This is a genomic window from Massilia sp. P2_C2 (genome assembly GCF_056404615.1).
Genome location: NZ_JBFUDR010000040.1, coordinates 1 through 19069, shown reverse-complemented (window position 1 = coordinate 19069; position 19069 = coordinate 1). Strand labels below are relative to the sequence as shown.

General features: G+C 66.7%; 18 protein-coding genes. All 18 read left to right on the top strand.

The window, feature by feature from the left end; translation table 11 throughout:
* Positions 1 to 133: 133 nt before the first annotated feature.
* The gene (locus tag AC1DYX_RS07320; RefSeq protein ID WP_477257820.1) at positions 134 to 1612 is read left to right on the top strand and encodes an aldehyde dehydrogenase family protein; all 1479 of its coding nucleotides are present in this window, start codon (positions 134 to 136) and stop codon (positions 1610 to 1612) included.
* 188 nt (positions 1613 to 1800) lie between these two features.
* Positions 1801 to 2472, top strand: a complete 672-nt coding sequence (locus tag AC1DYX_RS07315) for a haloacid dehalogenase type II (protein WP_477257801.1) — start codon at positions 1801 to 1803, stop codon at positions 2470 to 2472.
* A 30-nt stretch (positions 2473 to 2502) separates the two neighbouring features.
* Positions 2503 to 3780: an NAD(P)/FAD-dependent oxidoreductase gene (locus AC1DYX_RS07310; protein ID WP_477257799.1), complete on the top strand. Its 1278-nt coding sequence runs from the start codon at positions 2503 to 2505 to the stop codon at positions 3778 to 3780.
* Positions 3781 to 3817: 37 nt separating this feature from the next.
* Complete coding sequence (locus AC1DYX_RS07305) at positions 3818 to 5398, top strand: ABC transporter substrate-binding protein (protein WP_477257797.1); 1581 nt, start codon at positions 3818 to 3820, stop codon at positions 5396 to 5398.
* A gap of 11 nt (positions 5399 to 5409) precedes the next feature.
* Positions 5410 to 6363, top strand: coding sequence for an ABC transporter permease (locus tag AC1DYX_RS07300; protein WP_477257795.1), 954 nt, complete (start codon positions 5410 to 5412; stop codon positions 6361 to 6363).
* Positions 6360 to 7208, top strand: a complete 849-nt coding sequence (locus AC1DYX_RS07295) for an ABC transporter permease (RefSeq protein WP_477257793.1) — start codon at positions 6360 to 6362, stop codon at positions 7206 to 7208. Before AC1DYX_RS07300 ends, AC1DYX_RS07295 begins: the two co-directional genes overlap by 4 nt.
* Position 7209: 1 nt before the next feature.
* A complete protein-coding gene (locus AC1DYX_RS07290) occupies positions 7210 to 9057 on the top strand; it encodes an ABC transporter ATP-binding protein (RefSeq protein WP_477257791.1) in 1848 nt (615 codons plus the stop codon).
* The gene (locus AC1DYX_RS07285; protein ID WP_477257789.1) at positions 9054 to 9362 is read left to right on the top strand and encodes a (2Fe-2S)-binding protein; all 309 of its coding nucleotides are present in this window, start codon (positions 9054 to 9056) and stop codon (positions 9360 to 9362) included. The genes AC1DYX_RS07290 and AC1DYX_RS07285 overlap by 4 nt, the downstream gene beginning before the upstream one ends.
* Positions 9344 to 10720 carry an FAD/NAD(P)-dependent oxidoreductase gene (locus tag AC1DYX_RS07280; RefSeq protein ID WP_477257787.1) on the top strand — a complete coding sequence of 459 codons (1377 nt, stop codon included), beginning with the start codon at positions 9344 to 9346 and terminating at the stop codon, positions 10718 to 10720. The genes AC1DYX_RS07285 and AC1DYX_RS07280 overlap by 19 nt, the downstream gene beginning before the upstream one ends.
* Complete coding sequence (locus AC1DYX_RS07275) at positions 10717 to 11862, top strand: NAD(P)/FAD-dependent oxidoreductase (protein ID WP_477257785.1); 1146 nt, start codon at positions 10717 to 10719, stop codon at positions 11860 to 11862. The genes AC1DYX_RS07280 and AC1DYX_RS07275 overlap by 4 nt, the downstream gene beginning before the upstream one ends.
* A gap of 32 nt (positions 11863 to 11894) precedes the next feature.
* Positions 11895 to 12653 carry a cupin domain-containing protein gene (locus tag AC1DYX_RS07270; protein ID WP_477257783.1) on the top strand — a complete coding sequence of 253 codons (759 nt, stop codon included), beginning with the start codon at positions 11895 to 11897 and terminating at the stop codon, positions 12651 to 12653.
* A gap of 12 nt (positions 12654 to 12665) precedes the next feature.
* Positions 12666 to 13940, top strand: a complete 1275-nt coding sequence (gene otnK, locus AC1DYX_RS07265) for a 3-oxo-tetronate kinase (RefSeq protein ID WP_477257781.1) — start codon at positions 12666 to 12668, stop codon at positions 13938 to 13940.
* Positions 13937 to 14617 (top strand): 3-oxo-tetronate 4-phosphate decarboxylase, encoded by a 681-nt coding sequence (gene otnC, locus AC1DYX_RS07260; protein ID WP_477257779.1) that lies wholly within the window; start codon positions 13937 to 13939, stop codon positions 14615 to 14617. Before otnK ends, otnC begins: the two co-directional genes overlap by 4 nt.
* The gene (locus tag AC1DYX_RS07255; protein WP_477257777.1) at positions 14614 to 15270 is read left to right on the top strand and encodes an aspartate/glutamate racemase family protein; all 657 of its coding nucleotides are present in this window, start codon (positions 14614 to 14616) and stop codon (positions 15268 to 15270) included. The genes otnC and AC1DYX_RS07255 overlap by 4 nt, the downstream gene beginning before the upstream one ends.
* A complete protein-coding gene (locus AC1DYX_RS07250; RefSeq protein WP_477257775.1) occupies positions 15267 to 16193 on the top strand; it encodes a 2-hydroxyacid dehydrogenase in 927 nt (308 codons plus the stop codon). The genes AC1DYX_RS07255 and AC1DYX_RS07250 overlap by 4 nt, the downstream gene beginning before the upstream one ends.
* 16 nt (positions 16194 to 16209) lie before the next feature.
* Positions 16210 to 17202, top strand: coding sequence for an ornithine cyclodeaminase family protein (locus AC1DYX_RS07245; RefSeq protein WP_477257773.1), 993 nt, complete (start codon positions 16210 to 16212; stop codon positions 17200 to 17202).
* Between the two features lie 11 nt (positions 17203 to 17213).
* The gene (locus AC1DYX_RS07240) at positions 17214 to 18185 is read left to right on the top strand and encodes a threonine/serine dehydratase (RefSeq protein WP_477257771.1); all 972 of its coding nucleotides are present in this window, start codon (positions 17214 to 17216) and stop codon (positions 18183 to 18185) included.
* Between the two features lie 305 nt (positions 18186 to 18490).
* On the top strand, positions 18491 to 19069 hold a 579-nt coding region (locus tag AC1DYX_RS07235), incomplete at its 3' end, for a porin (RefSeq protein ID WP_477257769.1).

Here is a 19069-nt window from a genome sequence, read left to right as displayed (position 1 = left end):
CTTGTGCCGTCCCGCGAGGGGTCAACCGCACAAAATGCTTCGGGGCCCTACCTATAATCCATCAGGACCAGGCGACCAGTCCGTGCGCGGATCCGGCCGCCCGCACCCGTTTGTATCGACCGAAAGGACAATGATGGAAGGCTTCGACCCGGATCAGGTGGCGGTGCGCTGTGCGCACTTCATTGGTGGGCAGTACGTGGAGGAGGGCGTGGACACGATCCACGTGCGGCGCCCCTCCGATGGCAGGGCCTATGCCGGCCTGCCGGTGGCGGGCGCGGATCTCGTCGACCGCGCGGCGCAGGACGCAGCGCAGGCATTCAGGACCAGCGACTGGGCGCGCTGCGCACCGCGCGAGCGGGCCCGCGTGCTGCGCCGCTGGGCGGACCTGATCGACAACGACGTGCAACTGCTGGCGCGGCTGGAAGCCGTCGGCTCCACCCGCCCGGTACGCGACGCGGCGGCATGGGACGTGCCGTTCACGGCGGACGGCATCCGCTTCTTCGCCGAGTGGGCGGACAAGATCGGCGGCGACGTCGCGCCGACGCGCACCGACCATCTCGGCCTCACCATCGCGGAGCCGTATGGCGTCGTCGGCGCCGTCGCACCGTGGAACCTGCCGCTCGTGATGGCGTCGTGGAAGGTAGCGCCGGCGCTGGCAGCGGGCAATGCCGTCGTCCTGAAACCGTCCGAGCTGACGCCGTTCAGCGTGCTGCGCATGGCGGAGCTGGCCGTCGCGGCGGGCGTGCCGAAGGGGATCTTCAACATCGTGCAGGGCGACGGCGCCATCACGGGCGACGCCTTGTGCCGCCATCCCGACATCGCGAAAGTCACGTTCACCGGTTCCACGCGCACCGGCGCCGCCATCATGACGGCATGCGCGCAGAGCGGCACCAAGCCGGTTACGCTGGAACTGGGCGGCAAGAGCCCGCAGATCGTGTTCGCCGACGCGCCCGACTTCGAAAAGACCGTGCGCACCGTGGCGCGCGCCATCACCCTGAACGCCGGCCAGGTGTGCGTGGCCGGCTCGCGGCTGATCGTGCAGCGCGCCATCGCCGAGCGCTTCGTCGAACGCCTCGCCGCCGTGTTCGCGGAACTGAGGGCCGGCGCGACGTGGGATGCCGGCACCACGCTGGCCCCCCTGATCAACCTGCGCGAGATGGAGCGCATCGACGGCATCGTGCAGCGCGCGGTCGCCGCCGGCGCCCAGTGCGTCGCGGGCGGACATCGCGTGCCGCTGGGGAACGACGGCGCGTACTACCGGCCGACCATCCTCACGGGCGTCGACGCCGGCATGGAAGCCGTGCGCACCGAGATCTTCGGACCCGTGATCACCGTGCAGGTGTTCGACGACGAAGACGAGGCGCTGCGCCTCGCGGACCACCCGGATTATGGCCTCGCGGCCGGCATCCACACGGCCGACATCGGCCGCGCCATGCGGCTCGCGCGCGGCATCGAGGCGGGCACCGTCTGGATCAACCGTTATGGCAGGAGCAGCGATTTCGTRATCCCGACGGGCGGCTACAAACGCTCCGGCATCGGCAAGGACCTGGGCCGCCAGGCCTTCGAGGCGAACCTGCATTACAAGAGCGTGCTGGTGGATTTCGCGGCCTGATGCCAGGCGCAGCAAAAGATGCTGCGGACGGGGTCGAATACGACCATTTCTGTGTTTTGAGCCGGCCAACTCAAGACATTCGTGCACGGCGGGAATGGTCTAATTCTTCACAGGAGACAGCGTTTGGCGGCGTGCACCAGGAGGCCGCAAAACCCATCCCGGACCCCGATCACACAAAGGACCATGACATGACTACCAACCTGAGGCCCAAATACATTTCCTTCGACTGCTACGGCACGCTGATCAACTTCCAAATGGCCGACGTCGCGCGCGTACAGTTCGCCGATCGCATCGCCCCCGAGCAGATGGACCAGTTCACCCGCGACTTCTCGTCCTACCGCCTGGACGAAGTGATGGGCGACTGGAAGCCGTACAACGACATCGTGTGCAACGCCGTGCGCCGCACCTGCGAGCACTGGGGCATCGAATACCGTCCCAACGAAGGCATGGTGTTCTACAACGCCGTGCCGAGCTGGAACCCGCACGCGGACGTGCCGGATGCGCTGGCGAAGCTGGCGAAGGAATACAAGCTGGTGATCTTCTCCAACTCCATGGATGACCTGATCCCGCACAGCGTCGCCAAGCTGGGGGCGCCGTTCCACCGCGTCTACACCGCGCAGCAGGCGCAAGCCTACAAGCCGCGCCTGCGCGCCTTCGAATACATGATCGACCAGCTGGGCTGCAGCCCGGACGACATCCTGCACGTCTCCTCCAGCCTGCGCTACGACCTGATGTCGGCACACGACATCGGCATCAAGAACAAGGTCTTCGTCGCGCGCGGCCACGAACCGGGCACGCCGTTCTACGGCTACCACGAGATTTCGAACCTGGGCGGCCTGCCGGCCCTGGTCGGCCTGTAAGCGCCGGACAAGCACACACAGGACGCTGCGATGAAGCTCGAATCCTATTGGCTCGATACCGCACCCGCCTTCAGCGCGGGTGCCCAGGGTCCGGTTGCCGGACGTGCCGACGTGGTGGTGGTCGGCGCCGGCTTCACCGGCCTGTCCGCCGCGCTGGCGCTGGCCCGGCGCGGCGCCACCGTGACCGTACTGGAAGCGGGGCGCGTCGTCGGCGAGGCGTCGGRCCGCAACGGCGGGCATTGCAGCAGCGGCCTGGCGCACGACTTCGGCGCGCTGGCGGCGCGCCTTGGCGTGGACAAGGCGCGGGCGTTCTACCAGGCCTACAGCGCGGCCGTCGACACGGTCGAGCGCATCGTCAGGGACGAAGACATTGCCTGCAATTTCGCCCGCGTCGGCAAGCTGAAGCTCGCCGCCAAGCCCGAACACTACGACAAGCTGGCGCGCGCCTGCGACCTGCTGCGGCGCGAAGTCGACCCGCACGTGGCCATGGTGCCGCGCGCGCACATCCACGCGGAAGTGGGATCGGACAGCTTCTACGGCGGCATGCTGCAGAAGACCAGCGCCCAGATGCACATGGGCAGATTTGGCGTCGGCCTGGCCCATGCGGCCGCGCGGGCCGGCGCGCAGATCCATGAACAATCGGCGGTGACGAACATCGAGCGCCGGCCCGGCGGGAGCTTCCGGGTCGAGACCGCGCGCGGCACCGTCGAGGCGCGCCAGGTGCTGCTGGCGACGGGGAATTCGCGCACGGGGCCGTTCTTCCATTTCCGCCGCCGCATGATCTCGGTCGGCAGTTTCATCATCGCGACCGAGCCGCTCGACAGGGGCCTGCTCGACCGCATGCTGCCGCACCGCCGCAACTACGTCACGTCCCGCACGATCGGCAATTACTTCCGTATTTCGCCTGACGATCGGCTCGTGTTCGGTGGACGCGCGCGCTTTGCCATGTCGAATCCGCGCTCCGACGCGAAAAGCGGACGCGTGCTGCGCGCCGCAATGGAAGACATGTTCCCGGAACTGCGCGGCGTCGGCATCGATTATTGCTGGGGCGGACTGGTCGACATGACGGCCGACCGCCTGCCGCGCGCGGGCGAACACCGCGGCATGTATTTCGCCACCGGCTACAGCGGTCATGGCGTGCAGATGTCCGTGCACATGGGGCAGGTGATGGCCGATGTCATGGCCGGCAAGCCCGAACGCAATCCGTGGCAGGGCCTTGAGTGGCCCGCCATTCCCGGGCACTTCGGCAAGCCGTGGTTCCTGCCCGTCGTCGGCGCCTACTACCGGCTGCAGGACTGGCTGCACTGACTCGAAAAAATCAACATATCCAAGGAGGAGCCAAGAAATGAACGAGACGAACAACGACATCATCCTGCCGCGCGGCGTGACCCGCCGCGACGCGCTGCGCACCCTGGTGGCCGGCGGCATGCTGGCCACCACCGCCGGCGGCCTGCTGACGCACACCGGCACGGCCCTGGCCGCCACGCCGAAGAAGGGCGGACGCATCCGCGTGGCCGTGGGCGCCGGCTCGACGGCGGATACGCTGGACCCGGCCCGGGGCAGCAATATCGCCGACTTCGTGCGGCACTTCATGTTCTACAACTGTCTGACGACGATCGACGAGAAACTGGCCCCGCAAATGGAACTGGCGGAATCGGTCACGACGAAGGATGCCGTCACGTGGACGATCAAGCTGCGCAAGGATGTGCGCTTCCACGACGGCAAGCCGCTGACGCCGGCCGACGTCGTGTACTCGCTGCAGCGCCACAAGATCCCGGCCACCGCATCGAAGGCCAAGGCCGTCGCCGACGAATTCGCCGAGATCAAGGCGACGGGGCCGGACGAAGTCACCCTGAAGCTGGACTCCGCCAACGCCGACCTGCCGGCCATCCTGGGCACCTCGCACTTCGCCATCATCAAGGACGGCACGACGGACTTCAGCACGGCCAACGGCACCGGTCCCTACACGTGCAAGGAATTCCGGCCCGGCCTGCGCTCGATCGGCGTGGCCAACAAGGCCTACTGGAAGCCGGGCAAGCCCTACCTGGACGAGATCGAATACTTCTCGATCGCCGACGAGGCGGCACGCGTGAATGCACTGCTGTCCGGCGATGTGCACCTCATCAACGGGCTCAATCCGCGTTCGGCGCCGATGCTGCAGGCTGCGCCCGGTTTCACGCTGTTCGAATCGAAGACGGGGCATTACACCGACCTCATCATGCGCGACAACCTGGGGCCGCTGAAGAACCCGGACTTCGTGCTGGCCATGAAATACCTGCAGGACCGCGAACAGATCCGCAAGGTGTCGATGCGCGGTTTCGCCACGATCGGCAACGACCAGCCGATCCAGCCGAACAACCGTTATTACTTCGCCGGCCTGCCGCAGCGCAAGTTTGACCTGGACAAGGCCAAGTACCACCTGCAGAAATCGGGCATGGCGGGCAGCACCCTGCCGCTCGTCGCATCGACGGCCGCCAACGGTTCCGTCGACACTGCGCAGATCATGCAGTTGTCGGCGCAGAAGATCGGCCTGAACCTGGACATCAAGCGCATGCCGGCGGACGGCTACTGGTCGAACCACTGGGCCAAGCATCCCCTGTCGTTCGGCAACATCAACCCGCGGCCTTCCGCGGACCTGATCTTCACGCTGTTCTACAAGTCGAATTCGCCGCAGAACGTGTCGGGCTGGAAGAACGAGAAGTTCGACCAGTTGCTGGACCTCGCGCGCGGCGAGACGAACGAAGCGAAGCGCAAGCAGATGTATGGCGACATGCAGGTGCTGGTGAACGAGAACTGCGGCGTCGGCATCCCGATCTTCAACCATTCGCTGGACGGCTTCACCAACAAACTGAAGGGCTACGGCGCGCACCCGCTGGCCGGCCTGATGGGCTACATGTTCGCCGAACGCGTGTGGCTCGACAGCTGAAAAGGTCGATCATGAACGGACAAACTCTAAGACTCATCGTGAACCGGCTCGGCGTCGCGGCCCTGACCTTGCTGGCCGTGTCCGTGGTGGTCTTCGCGATCACCAGCCTGCTGCCGGGCGACGCGGCGCAGGCACTGCTCGGCCAGGAGTCCACGCCGGAACTGCTGGCCGCGCTGCGCCAGAAATTCGGACTCGACCAGCCGGCCTATCTGCGCTACGTGCATTGGCTGGGCGGGCTGCTGGCGGGGAATCCCGGCAATGCGCTGGCCAACGGCCTGCCGGTGGCGCAACTGATCGGTTCGCGCCTGCCGAATTCGCTGGTGCTGGCGGCAGCCGCGGCGGCCGTCTCCGTGCCGCTGGCGCTGACGATCGGCATCACGTCGGCGATGGTGCGCGGTTCGCTGTATGACCGCGTCGTCAACGTCGCCACCGTGTGGGTCGTGTCGGTGCCGGAATTTCTCATCGCCACCGTGGCGGTGCTGGTGTTCGCCGTCAAGCTGCGCTGGCTGTCCGCGCTGTCCCGCATCGACGACGTCGTCACGTTCGGCGACTTCGTGCGGGCCTACGCGATGCCGGTGATGACGCTGTGCTGCGTGATCGTGGCCCAGATGGCCCGGATGACCCGTGCGGCCGTCATCGACCAGCTGACGTCGTCGTACGTCGAGATGGCGCGCCTGAAGGGCGTGCGCCCGGTGCGCATGGTGCTCACGCATGCGCTGCCGAACGCCGTGGGGCCGATCGCCAATGCGGTCGCGCTGTCGCTGGCCTACCTGATCGGCGGCGTCATCATCGTCGAATCGATCTTCAACTATCCCGGCATCGCCAGCCTCATGGTGGACTCCGTCACGATGCGCGACATGCCCGTCGTGCAGGCTTGCGCGATGCTGTTCTGTGCCTGTTACCTGGTCTTGTTGACCACGGCGGACGTGATCGCCATTCTTTCCAATCCGAGGTTACGCAAATGAGCTCCTCTCTTTCCGAAGTCCGGCGCAAGCCGCGCCGCCGCGTGCCGCTCGCCGGCCTGGTCGGCGCCTTCATCGTCGTGTTCTGGCTGGTCATGGCGGTGGCCGGTCCGTGGCTCGCGGCCCATGACGTGGGCGGCGAGGCGGGCGACGCCGTGTTCGCCCCGATGAGCGCGCAATACCCGCTCGGTACCGACTATCTCGGACGCGACATGCTGAGCCGCATCCTGCACGGCGCGCCGTACACTATCGGCGTCGCGCTGGCGGCCGTGCTGGTCGCCAGTGTCGGCGGCACCACGCTGGCCATGTTCGCGGCCGCCGCGGGCGGCTGGTTCGACGCCGTCGTCAGCCGCATCGTCGACACGATGCTCAGCATTCCGCACAAGCTGCTGGCCTTGATCATCGTCGCCGCGTTCGGCTCCTCGGTGCCGTTCCTGATCCTGACGGCAGGCGTGGGCTACATGCCGGGCGCCTTCCGCATCGCCCGTTCTCTCGCCGTCAACGTGCAGGCCATGGACTACGTGCAGGCGGCGCGGGCGCGCGGCGAGGGCCTGCTGTACATCACCTGCCGCGAAATGCTGCCGAACATGCTGCGGCCCGTGCTGGCCGACTTCGGCCTGCGTTTCCTGTTCATCGTGCTGCTGCTCTCCGGCCTGAGCTTCCTGGGCCTCGGCGTGCAGCCGCCGGCGGCGGACTGGGGTTCGCTGGTGCGCGAGAACATCATCGGCCTGTCCGAGGGCGCGCCCGCCGTGATCGTCCCGGCCATCGCCATCGCGACGCTCACCATCGGCGTGAACATGGCCATCGATGGCTTTGCCGGCCGCAAGCGCCGCGGAAACGGAGCGTGACATGAACGACATCGTCAACGTGAAGGGCCTCAAGGTCACGGCCCGCAACGACATGGGCGAGGAAGTGGCCATCGTCCACGGCGCGGATTTTTCGATCAAACGGGGCGAGGTGCTGGCGCTGATCGGCGAGTCCGGCTCCGGCAAGAGCACCATCGCGCTGGCCCTGATGGGCTATGCCCGGTCCGGCTGCCGCCTCGCGGGCGGCACGGTCACGGTCGCCGGCCATCCGATGCTGGCGCTGGGCGAGCGCCAGCTGGCCGGCCTGCGCGGGCGCACCGTGGCGTATATCGCGCAAAGCGCGGCCGCCTCGTTCAACCCGTCCCGGTGCCTGATGGACCAGGTGATCGAGAGTGCACTGATCCATAAGCTGATGCCACGCGCCGTCGCCGAAGGGAAGGCCGTCGAGCTATTCCGTGCGCTGGCGCTGCCGGACCCGGAAGGCATCGGCAAACGCTATCCGCACCAGGTGTCCGGCGGCCAGCTGCAGCGCCTGATGGCGGCCATGGCCCTGATCACGGATCCCGACCTCGTGATCCTGGACGAACCCACGACCGCACTGGACGTGACGACGCAGATCGAAGTGCTGCGCGCGTTCAAGAAGGTCGTGCAGGAGCGGGGCAGCACCGCGGTCTATGTGTCGCACGACCTGGCCGTCGTGGCGCAGATGGCCGACCGCATCGTCGTGCTGCGCGACGGCGCCATCCAGGAGAGCGGGACGACCGCGCAGATCCTGTCCGCGCCCGCCCACCCGTACACGAAAAGCCTGCTGGCGGCGATCGCGCCCAAGCAGCGCCAGTCCGCGGGCGTCGACGCCAAAGCGGCGCAGGCGCATCCGCTGCTGGAAGTGCGCGGCCTGTACGCGTCGTACGGCGCCGCGAAGGGTGGTGCACCCCTCAAGTGCGTGCTGGACGACATCAACCTCGTGATCCCGCGCGGCGCCACGATCGGCGTCATCGGCGAATCCGGTTCCGGCAAGACGACGCTGGCGCGCACGATCGCCGGCATGGTGGCGCCGTCCGAAGGCGAGATCCTGCTCGACGGGAAACGGCTGGCGCCCACGCTGGAGGGCCGCACGCGCGAACAGTTCCGCCGCATCCAGTTCGTGTTCCAGAACGCCGACACGGCGCTGAACCCGCTGCACACGATCGAACGCATCCTCGGCCGCCCGCTGGAGTTCTACCACGGCATGAAGGGCGAGGCGCGGCGCAAGCGCGTGCTGCAACTGCTGGACCTGGTGCGCCTGCCGGCCGCCGTGGCCGACCGGCTGCCGGGCGAACTGTCGGGCGGCCAGAAGCAGCGCATCAACCTGGCGCGCGCGCTGGCCGCGCAGCCGGACCTGATCCTGTGCGACGAGGTCACGTCCGCGCTCGATACCGTCGTGGGYGCCGCGATCCTCGACCTGATGGCGGAGCTGCGCAAGGAGCTGAACGTGTCGTACATGTTCATCAGCCACGACATCAGCACGGTGCGCGCCATCTGCGACGAGATCGTCGTGCTGTATTCGGGCCGCAAGGTGGAGGCGCGCAAGCGCGAAGCGCTGGCGCTGCCGCCGTTCCACCCGTACTCGAACCTGCTGATCTCGTCGGTGCCGGCGCTGCGCCGCGGCTGGCTGGAAGAGGTCGAGGGACGGCAGCCTGCGGCGTTGCCGCCGCTGCGCCAGGCGGAACAGGGACGTGGCATCTGCGCCTTCCTGGACCGCTGCGCGCTGCGCGTCGACGGCGTGTGCAACAGCACGCCGCCGCCGCGCCGGCAACTCGCGGATGGCGGCAGCATCTTGTGCCATCACACTGAATCGGAACTGCGCGCGGCGCAGACGCCGCTGCGCGTGGTCGAAGGAGACGTCGCATGAACCACCGTTTTGTCCGCCTTGCGGAAACCAACCGCGCCGCTGTGCGCATCGTCATCGACGGCGAACCCGTCGAGGCGCTGGCCGGCGACACGCTGATGGTCGCCATGCTGAACAACGTGCGCAGCCTGCGCGAATCCGAATTCGGCGACGGCAGGCGCGCGGGCTTTTGCCTGATGGGGGCTTGCCAGGATTGCTGGGTGTGGACGGCGCACGGCGGGCGCCTGCGTGCCTGCACCACGGTCGTGGCGGAAGGAATGAACATCGTAACCAGACAACCGGAGGCGACATGGGCCAACCTCGCGTAATCGTCATCGGCGCCGGTCCCGCGGGCGTGCGCTGCGCCCAGACGCTGGTCGAAGCGGGCCTGCGTCCCGTCGTCGTGGACGAGAACCGGCGCGACGGCGGCCAGATCTATCGCCGCCAGCCGGATAATTTTACCCGCGCGTATGCCAAGCTGTACGGCACCGAGGCGGAGCGCGCACAGGCGCTGCACACGACCTTCGACGCCCTGCGCGGCCAGGTCGACTACATGCCGGAGACGCTGGCCTGGAATATCTTCGGCGGCAAGCTGTACGTGGTGCGCGACCAGCGTTCCCAAGCCTTGCCGTACGACGCCCTGGTGATCTGTTCCGGCGCCACCGACCGCCTCATGCCCGTCAAGGGCTGGCACTACGCGGGCACGTACAGCCTCGGCGCGTCGCAGATTGCCCTGAAGGCGCAGGCCTGCGCGATCGGCCGCCGGGTCGTGTTCATGGGCACCGGACCGTTGCTGTATCTCGTCGCTTCGCAATATGTGAAGGCGGGCGCGGACGTGGCGGCGGTGCTCGACACGTCGCCCCTGATGCGCCGCGTGGCCGCGCTGCCGAAGCTGCTGGCGCGTCCCGCCGTGCTGCGCAATGGCCTGGCACTGGTGTCGTACCTGAAACGCGCGGGCGTGCAGGTCCTGACCGGCATCACCCCGGTCGAAATCACGGGCTCGGCGGAGAACGGCGTACAGGGCGTGGTCGTGCGCGACAGGCGCGGCAACGAGCGCTCGTTCGAATGCGACGCGGTGGGGATGGGCTACCACCTGCGTCCCGAGACGCAGCTGGCCGACCTGGCGCGCTGTTCCTTCCGCTTCGACGCGGAGACGCGCCAGTGGCTGCCCGAAGTGGGCGAGGACGGACGCACGTCGGTACCGGGTGTCTATCTCGCCGGCGACGGCATGAAGGTGCTTGGGGCCGACGCTGCCGAGATCGGCGGACGCCTGGCGGCCCTGGCCGTGCTGAAGGATTTCAAACTCAAGGTGGCGGAGGACGAACTGCAGGGACTGCGCGCGGAACAGGCGAAGATGGACCGCTTCCGCCAGGGCCTGGCGCAGGCGTTCCCGTGGCCGGCGGAGCAGGCTGCGGCACTGCCGGACGACGCCATCGTGTGCCGCTGCGAAGTCATCACGGCGGGCGAGCTGCGTCGCACCGTGCGCGAGATGGGGGCGCAGGAAGCGAACCGCGCCAAGGCACTGTGCCGCGTCGGCATGGGCCGCTGCCAGGGACGGTATTGCGGACACGCGGGTGCGGAAATCATCGCGCATGCGGCCGGCGTGCCGGTCGAACAAGTGGGGCGTTTGCGTGGCCAGGCGCCGGTCAAGCCGCTGTCGATGGCGGTGCGGGAGGAAGTGGAATGAGTGCGTTGAAAGCGGATGTGATCATCGTCGGCGGCGGCATCATGGGAGCCTCCAGCGCCTTCTTCCTGCGTCAGCGCGGGCTGTCCGTCATCCTGCTCGAACGGGGATTGATCGGCCAGCAGGCCAGTGGCGTCAACTTCGGCAACACGCGCCGGATGGGCCGCCCCATCGAGCAGCTGCCGCTGTCGAACCGGTCGCGCGCGATCTGGCTGAAGTTCAAGGAATTGTTCGGTGCGGACGTCGAGCTCCTGCTGAACGGCCATCTGCGCGTCGGCTTCACGCCGCTGCACGAGGAACGCATGGTGCAGTATGCGGAGGATGCGAAATCCTTCGGCATCGGCATGCAGATGCTGGGCGCGAAAACGCTGCACGAGCGCTTCCCGTACCTGGGACCGGACATCGGCGCGGGTTGCTACGCCCCTAACGACGGCCATGCGAATCCCCGCCTGGCGGCGCCGGCCATCGGTCGTGCCGCGGTGCGCGCCGGCGCGCAGGTGTTCGAAAACACCGAGATGACGAGCCTCGAGAAGGACGGCAATGGTTTCGTCGCGACCACCGCGGATGGCCGGACCTTCCGTGCGCCCGTGGCCCTCGTCACCGCCGGCGCATGGGGCAACCGTATCAGCACCCGCTTCGGCGAACCGGTGCCGATGGTTGCCAAGGCGCCGCAGATGTGCGTCACCGAACCGGTGCCTTACGCCATCGGGCCGACCATCGGTGGGATGGCGGACACGTTCGAGCAGGTCGTCTATTTCCGCCAGGTTGCGCGCGGCAACATCGTTATCGGCGGCGGCGGCCATGAACCGGCGGACATCGAGAACCGGCGCGCCTATGTGAACCCGAGCAGGACGCTGTACAAGCTGAAGAGTGCGCCGCGCGTGATGCCGGCATTCGATCACCTGCACATCATCCGCGTCTGGGGCGGGATCGAAGGTTATATGAACGACAGCCGGCCGGCCATGGGGCCGAGCGCGCGCGTCCCCGGCCTGTTCTATGCGTTCGGCTTTTCCGGTGAAGGCTTCCAGTTGGGGCCGGGCGTGGGCGAGGTGATGGCGGAACTGATCGCCACCGGCGCCACGAGCACGCCGATCGAGTGTTACCACATCGGGCGCTTCGCCACGCCGGTCGCGAACGCGGCGTGACCCTTTACTTTTGATTACACCAATAACGAACCATGTCGAATCTACAACAAGCAGCAGTGGCCACCGCGGCCGACACCCCATCCTTCGTCGACCTGCGCGAGTTCGCGCGCGACAAGACCCAAGGTATCGCCGTGAATGCGCCGGCGGGAGAAGACCGTTTCCTGGCCAGCCGCCGTATCCTGGACTGGGCACCGAGCCCGGTCACCGCGGGCGTCATCACCCTCGACGCCGGCAGCGGCACCGTGCAGTCCCTGCCACAGGATGAATTCATCATCGTCCACCAGGGCAGCCTGAGTTTGACGCAGCAGGGCGCCACCCTGACGCTGGGCCCGAACCAGAGTGCGATTCTCAAGCATGGCGCCGCATTCACGTGGTCTGCGCAAGGACCGACGTCGCTGATCTTCACCCGCTACAACAAGAGCCGAGCGGGCGACGGCGCGATCGTGCCGATCAGGGAGAACCCGGAGATGGGACCGTCGGCAGGCGGGCCGGCGGCCGACCTGCTGCTGACGCCCGCCCSGGTGTGCCGCAATTACACCGACTACAAATCGGAGGACGGTGAATTCACGTGCGGCACCTGGGACTCGACGCCCTATGCCCGCCGCGCGCTGTACTTCCGCCACATGGAACTGATGTATCTGATGGAAGGCAGCGTGACCTTTGTCGATGAAACGGGCCGCAGCGGCACGTTCTCGAAGGGCGACATCTTCCTCATCGAGCAGAAGGCCTCGTGCACCTGGGAGAGCCGCGAGAACGTGGCGAAGCTGTACGTGATCTACCGTCCAGCTTGACAGGGGAAGATCGTGACAGCACTGTTGGGTTGCATCGCGGACGATTTCACGGGTGGCACCGACCTCGCGGGCATGCTCGTGAAGGCGGGCATGCGGACCGTGCAATTGATCGGTGTGCCGGACGGGCCGCCGCCCGCCGATGTCGACGCCGTGGTGATCGCATTGAAATCGAGGACCAGTCCGGTCGACGACGCGGTGGCCGAATCGCTGGCCGCGTTGCGCTGGTTGCGGGAAGCAGGATGCCGGCAGTTCTATTTCAAGTATTGCTCGACCTTCGATTCTACGCCGCGCGGCAACATCGGCCCGGTCGCCGAAGCGTTGATGCGGGCGCTGGACACGGATTTCACCATCGCCTGCCCGGCCTTGCCCGCCAACGGACGCACCATTTACCAGGGCCATCTGTTCGTCGGCAATGTACCGCTGTCCGAGTCCGGCATGCGCAACCATCCGCTGACGCCGATGACGGATGCGAACCTGGTGCGCGTGCTGCAGCAACAGACGGCGCGCAAGGTCGGCCTCGTCGATCATGCGACGGTGAGCAGCGGCGAGGCTGCGATCCGCGCACGCTTTAGCGCGCTGCGTGAGCAGGGCCATGGCTTCGCCGTTGTCGATGCGCTGTCGAATGCGGACCTCGACGCGATCGGCGCGGCCTGTGCCGATCTGCCGCTGGTGACGGGCGGCTCCGGCATCGCGCTCGGCCTGCCGCAGAACTTCCGCCGCCGCGGCTTGCTGGCATCGAACGCCGTGGCGGATGCGTTGCCGCAGACCGGCGGCCTGCGTGCCGTGGTTTCGGGCAGCTGTTCGGTGGCCACGCAAAAGCAGGTGGACGTGATGCGTGCGGCCTTCCCCTCGTTCAACGTCGATCCGCTCCGGCTCGCACGCGGCGAGGACGTGGTGTCGGCGGCGCTCGACTGGGCAGCCGGCCGCATCGGGCAGCAACCCGTGCTGATCTATGCCACGGCCACGCCGGAGGCGGTCGGCCGGGCGCAGGCCGAGCTGGGCGTCGGGCAGGCCGGCCAACTCGTGGAAGATGCGTTGGCAAGCATCGCGCGCGGGCTCGTACAGGTCGGCGTGGGGCAGATGATCGTGGCCGGCGGCGAGACGTCGGGCGCGGTCGTCAAGGCGCTCGGCGTGAAGGGATTGCGCATCGGGCCCGAAATCGATCCCGGCGTGCCTTGGACGAGCACCCTGCACGACGACGGCACGGCGCCGCTGGCGCTCGCGCTCAAATCCGGCAATTTCGGCAGCGAGGATTTCTTCCTCAAGGCATGGGACAAACTGCGATGAGCACGGCGATCTCCACCTTCCGCGAGGAGGCTGCGCTGCGCGACGAGATCGTCGCATTCGGCCGCTCGCTGTTCGACCGCGGCCTGACCGCCGGCAGCAGCGGCAACATCAGCGTCCGGCTGGATGACGGCTGGCTGCTGACGCCGACCAATGCCTGCCTCGGGCGCCTCGATCCGGCACGGTTGGCCAAGCTCGACTGGAATGGGCGCCACGTCAGCGGCGATGCGCCTTCCAAGGAAGCCTTCCTGCATCGCGCGATGTATGAGGAGCGTGCGGGCGCGGGCGCCATCGTGCACCTGCATGCGACGCATTCCGCGGCGGTCTCCTGCATGTGCGGCCTGGACCATGACGACTGCATGCCGCCCCTGACGGCGTATTTCGTCATGAAGATCGGCCGCCTGCCGCTGATTCCCTATCACCGTCCCGGCGATCCCGCGCTCGGTGCGGCCATCCGCGGCCTCGCGCGCAAGCATTGCGCCGTGCTGCTCGCCAATCACGGGCCGGTCGTTTCCGGTACCTCGCTCGAAGCCGCCGTGTACGCGACGGAGGAGTTGGAAGAGACAGCGAAATTGTTCCTACTGCTGCGCAATACGCCGACCAGCCCGTTGAACATGGCGCAGATCGACGAACTCAGGTCGGTCTTCAAGCTAGACCAGTTTCAGGAGAATCTTGTATGACCAAACGTATTGCCTTCGTCCATACCGTCGGTTTCCTGGTCGAGGATTTCAGGGCACGCACGCGCGCCGACATCCCCGCCGCCGACTGTTTCCACATCCTTAACGAAAGCCTGTTGCAAGACCTGTTGCGCGGTAAGCCGCTGCCGCTCGTCTACCGGCGCGTGGTGGATCAGATCGTGCTCGCGGCGGAAGCGCAGCCCGACCTGATCGTCGTCACCTGTTCGTCGACGTCGCCGGCGGTCGACATCGCGCGGCGCATCGTGCAGGTGCCGATCCTGAAGATCGACGACCCGATGATGGCGGAAGCCGCCCGCAGCGGCACGCGCATCGGTCTGCTTTGCACGGCGTCCAGCACGGTGGAGCCGAGTAGCGCGCTGCTGCGCGCCCATGCCTCGGAGCAGGGGCGCGACGTCACGATTCGCACGGCGTTGTGCGCCGAGGCTTACCAGGCGTTGCTGGCAGGCGATCGGGCACGGCATGACGCGATCCTGCACGAGGCGGCTACCGGCCTCGCCGGCGAAGTGGACGTGCTGGTGCTGGCCCAGGCATCGCTGGCGCATTTACGCGACCCGCTTGCTGCGGCACTGGCATGTCCGGTACTGGCCAGTCCGCCGACGCTGATGCGGGAAGTCGTCAGGCTCTGCGCCCCATGACTTTCCTGTACAAATCCGATCCGGTGTGCGGCGCCGTCTGGGCGGAACGGTTTGCCCGCAAGATGCCGGCACTGCCGTTCCGCATCTGGCCCGACGTCGGGGATCCGCGCGCCGTGCGCTACCTGGCCGCGTGGGAGCCGCCGGCGGACCTGGCGGAGCGGTTTCCGAACCTGGAAATCCTGTTCTCGACCGGGGCCGGCGCCGACCAGTTCGACCTGTCCGCCATCCCCGCGACGGTGCCGGTCGTACGCATGGTCGAGCCGGGCATCATCGGCGGGATGGTCGAATACGTCACCCTGGCCGTGCTGTCGATCCACCGCGACTGGCGCACCTACCTCGAGCAGCAGCGGGTAGCGCACTGGCAGCCGCATCGTGTGCATCCCGCGTCGGTGCGCCGCGTCGGCGTGCTGGGCCTGGGCGTGCTGGGGCGGGCCGTGCTGGCCAGCCTGCGCGGCCTCGGTTTCGATTGCGCCGGCTGGAGCCGGTCGCCGCAGCAGATCGAAGGCGTCGCATGCCATGCCGGCCCGGAGGAATTGGCGGCATTCCTCGCGCGCACCGACATCCTCATCTGCCTGCTGCCGCTGACGGACGACACGCGCGGCATCCTCTGCCGCCGCCTGTTCGACCAGCTGCCGCGGGGCGCCACCGTGATCAACGTGGGCCGCGGCGGACACCTCGTGCAGCGGGACCTGCTGCAGGCACTCGACAACGGGCAGGTCGGCCAGGCCATCCTGGACGTCTGCGAACCGGAACCGCTGCCGCCCGGCGATCCGTTGTGGACCCATCCGCGGGTCGTGCTGACGCCGCATATCGCCAGCATGACGCAGCCGGAGACTGCGGCCGACGTGGTCATCGACAACATCCGCCGCCATCGGGAAGGTCTGCCGTTGACGGGTCTGGTCGACCGGGCGCGCGGTTACTGACATCGAAAGGGACACAATGAAAACGCTGTTGCTCAAGAAAGAGGAAGTCGCCCACCTGATCTGCATGCGGGAAGTCATCGCGGCGGTGGAAGAGGCCTATCAAGCCTTCAACAGCGGCCAGGTGGACCAGCCGGACTATATCGGGATCGACCTTCCCGCGCCGCGCGGGGACATCGACTTCAAGCTCGGTTATTACTCGGGCAATGAAATGATTTCGATGAAAGCGTCGTCCGGCGGGTTCCCGAACAACCCGCAACAACATGGCGTACCGAGCGGCATGGGAACGATCCTGTTGTTCGATGCCAGGAGCTGCGCACTGGCCTGCGTGATGGACGGAAGCCTGATCACCGGCCTGCGCACGGGCGCGGCCGGCGCCGTGTCCGTCAAAGCGCTGGCGCGGAAAGACGCGAAAGTGGTTACGTCGATCGGCACGGGCAACCAGGCCAGGATGCAGATCCGCGCCATCAACGAGGTCATGCGGATCGAAGCGATCCATGCCTGGGACAACCACCCGGAAACGCTGCGCAAGTTCAAGGCGGATATCGAAAGCGAATTCGATATTCCGGTGACGATGGCGGCATCGAAACAGGCGGCGGTTGAACGGGCGGACGTCCTCGTGACGACGACCCGCGGGAAGGGATCGCTGGTGGAAGCCGGCTGGGTCAAGCCCGGCACGCACATCGTCGCCATCGGCACGGATGCACAGGGCAAGCAGGAACTGGATCCGGAGATCTTCCGGCACGCGAAAATCGTCAACGATTCCATGTTGCAGTGCACCTCGAAAGGCGAAACCTGGCATCCGTTGCAGCGCCAGATCATCGCCCGCGACGACATCCATGGCGAAATCGGCGAGATCCTGCTGGGCAGGAAGCCGGGCCGGGAAAACGACAGCGAAATCACGATCTTCGATTCCACGGGCATGGCCATCCAGGACAATACGACGGCGACGAAGATCTACCGGAATGCGCTGGAAGGCGGCGTCGGCACATATTTTAAATTTTTCGAATGAAGGAACACTCCATGCGCGACTACCCGACCATCGAGGACATCCACGCGGCCCGTGAACGGTTGAAAGGGCACATCCGGCATACGCCTTTGCTGCGCGCGGAGAAGATCGAAAAAGCGGCCGGCTGCCAGGTCTGGCTGAAGCCGGAAACCCTGCAAATCACCGGCGCCTTCAAGATCCGCGGTGCCCTGAACAAGACGCTGTCGCTGCCGCGTGCGGCGATCGCCAACGGCATCATCGCCACGTCGTCGGGCAACCACGCCCAGGGAATCGCCTACGCCGCCCGCATGCTGGGCGTGAAAGCGTTCATCGTCGTGCCCGTGACCACGCCCGCCCTGAAGATCGAGAACACCCGGGCGCTCGGCGCGGAAGTCATCCTGTTCGACGGCGATACCGCGGCAAGGTGGAAACGCGTGTGCGAGATCGCCGCGGAAAACGGGTATGTCGCCGTCCATGGCTTCGAGGACCCGCTGGTGATGGCAGGCCAGGGAACGATAGGCTGCGAAATCCTCGACGACCTGGCGGACGTGGACACGGTGATCGTCCCGATGGGCGGCGGCGGTCTCATTTCGGGCATCGCCACCGCCATCAAGGAAACGAAACCGTCGGTGCGCGTCATCGGCGCGGAGCCCGCGCTGACGCCGAAGTATTACCACAGCCGGCTGAACCGGGAACGGACGGTGCTGCCGCTGAAGAACACGATCGCGGATGGCCTGAGGATCAGCGTGCCGGGCCAGAACCCGTATCCCATCATCGAAAAATACGTCGACGAGATCGTCCTCGTCGACGACGCCGACATCGTCGCGGGCATGCGGCTACTTGCGCGGGACGCGAAGCTGATCGCCGAACCCGCCGCCGCCATCGGCATCGGCGCGCTGCTGGCCCGTTCCATCGACGTCAGGCCGGACGAAAAAGTCTGCGTGGTCCTGACGGGCGGGAACTGGGATTTGTGCGATCTCGCCGTGATTTATCAAGACGCCGGGTAGGCCCATTTCGTCCCAGCGTATAACGTTTGCGCCTCCAGCCCGTCCTCGCGGGCTCTTCGTCCGCGGGCAGCGATGTCCGCGGATTTTTTTTGTCCGCAGGGGCTTTTTCGGGCCCGCAGCATTTTCCTCTATCTGTATGCATGAATTTGTTTTCTTATGCTTTTTGGGAAGGGTTTTCAAGGACTAATTCCACGGGTTCGAGCCTAAAGTGAATCATCGGCGCAAGCGGTTCAAAGGCACACAGAGGCCGAAAAAAACCAATTCATCCACGAGACACTAGCAGCATCCTGAAGGAGAAAAATATAATGAAGAAGTTCTTGTTCGCCTGTGCCGCCATTGGCGCCATCCCGGGACCGGCTTCCGCTCAGAGCAACGTCACGGTGTACGGCATCATCGATGCCAGCCTGTCCCGCTCGTCGTCCGACGTCGCCCCCACCAAGATCGGCGTCGACAGCGGCAACTGGTATGGCTCGCGTCTCGGCTTCCGCGGTTCGGAAGACCTGGGCGACGGCCTGTCCGTCATGTTCCAGCTGGAGAACGGCTTCAGCGTCGATACCGGCAACCTGGGCCAGAGCGGCCGCCTGTTCGGCCGCCATGCGTGGGTCGGCCTGAAGGGCAGTCTCGGCATGCTGCGCGTCGGCCGCTCGTGGACGCCCGCGTATTGCGCGCTGACCGACACCATCGATCCGTTCGAGGACGGCATGGCCGGCGCGGCCGCCGCCTTCTTCGGCCGCAACGTGTTCAACGCGATCGACATCCGCATGCAGAACGCGATGTTCTACACGACGCCGACGGTCGGCGGCATGACGGGCGAAGTCGCATATGCGCTGGGCGAAGTCGCGGGCAACAGCAAGGCCGGCAGCCAGCTCAGCACGGTGCTGACC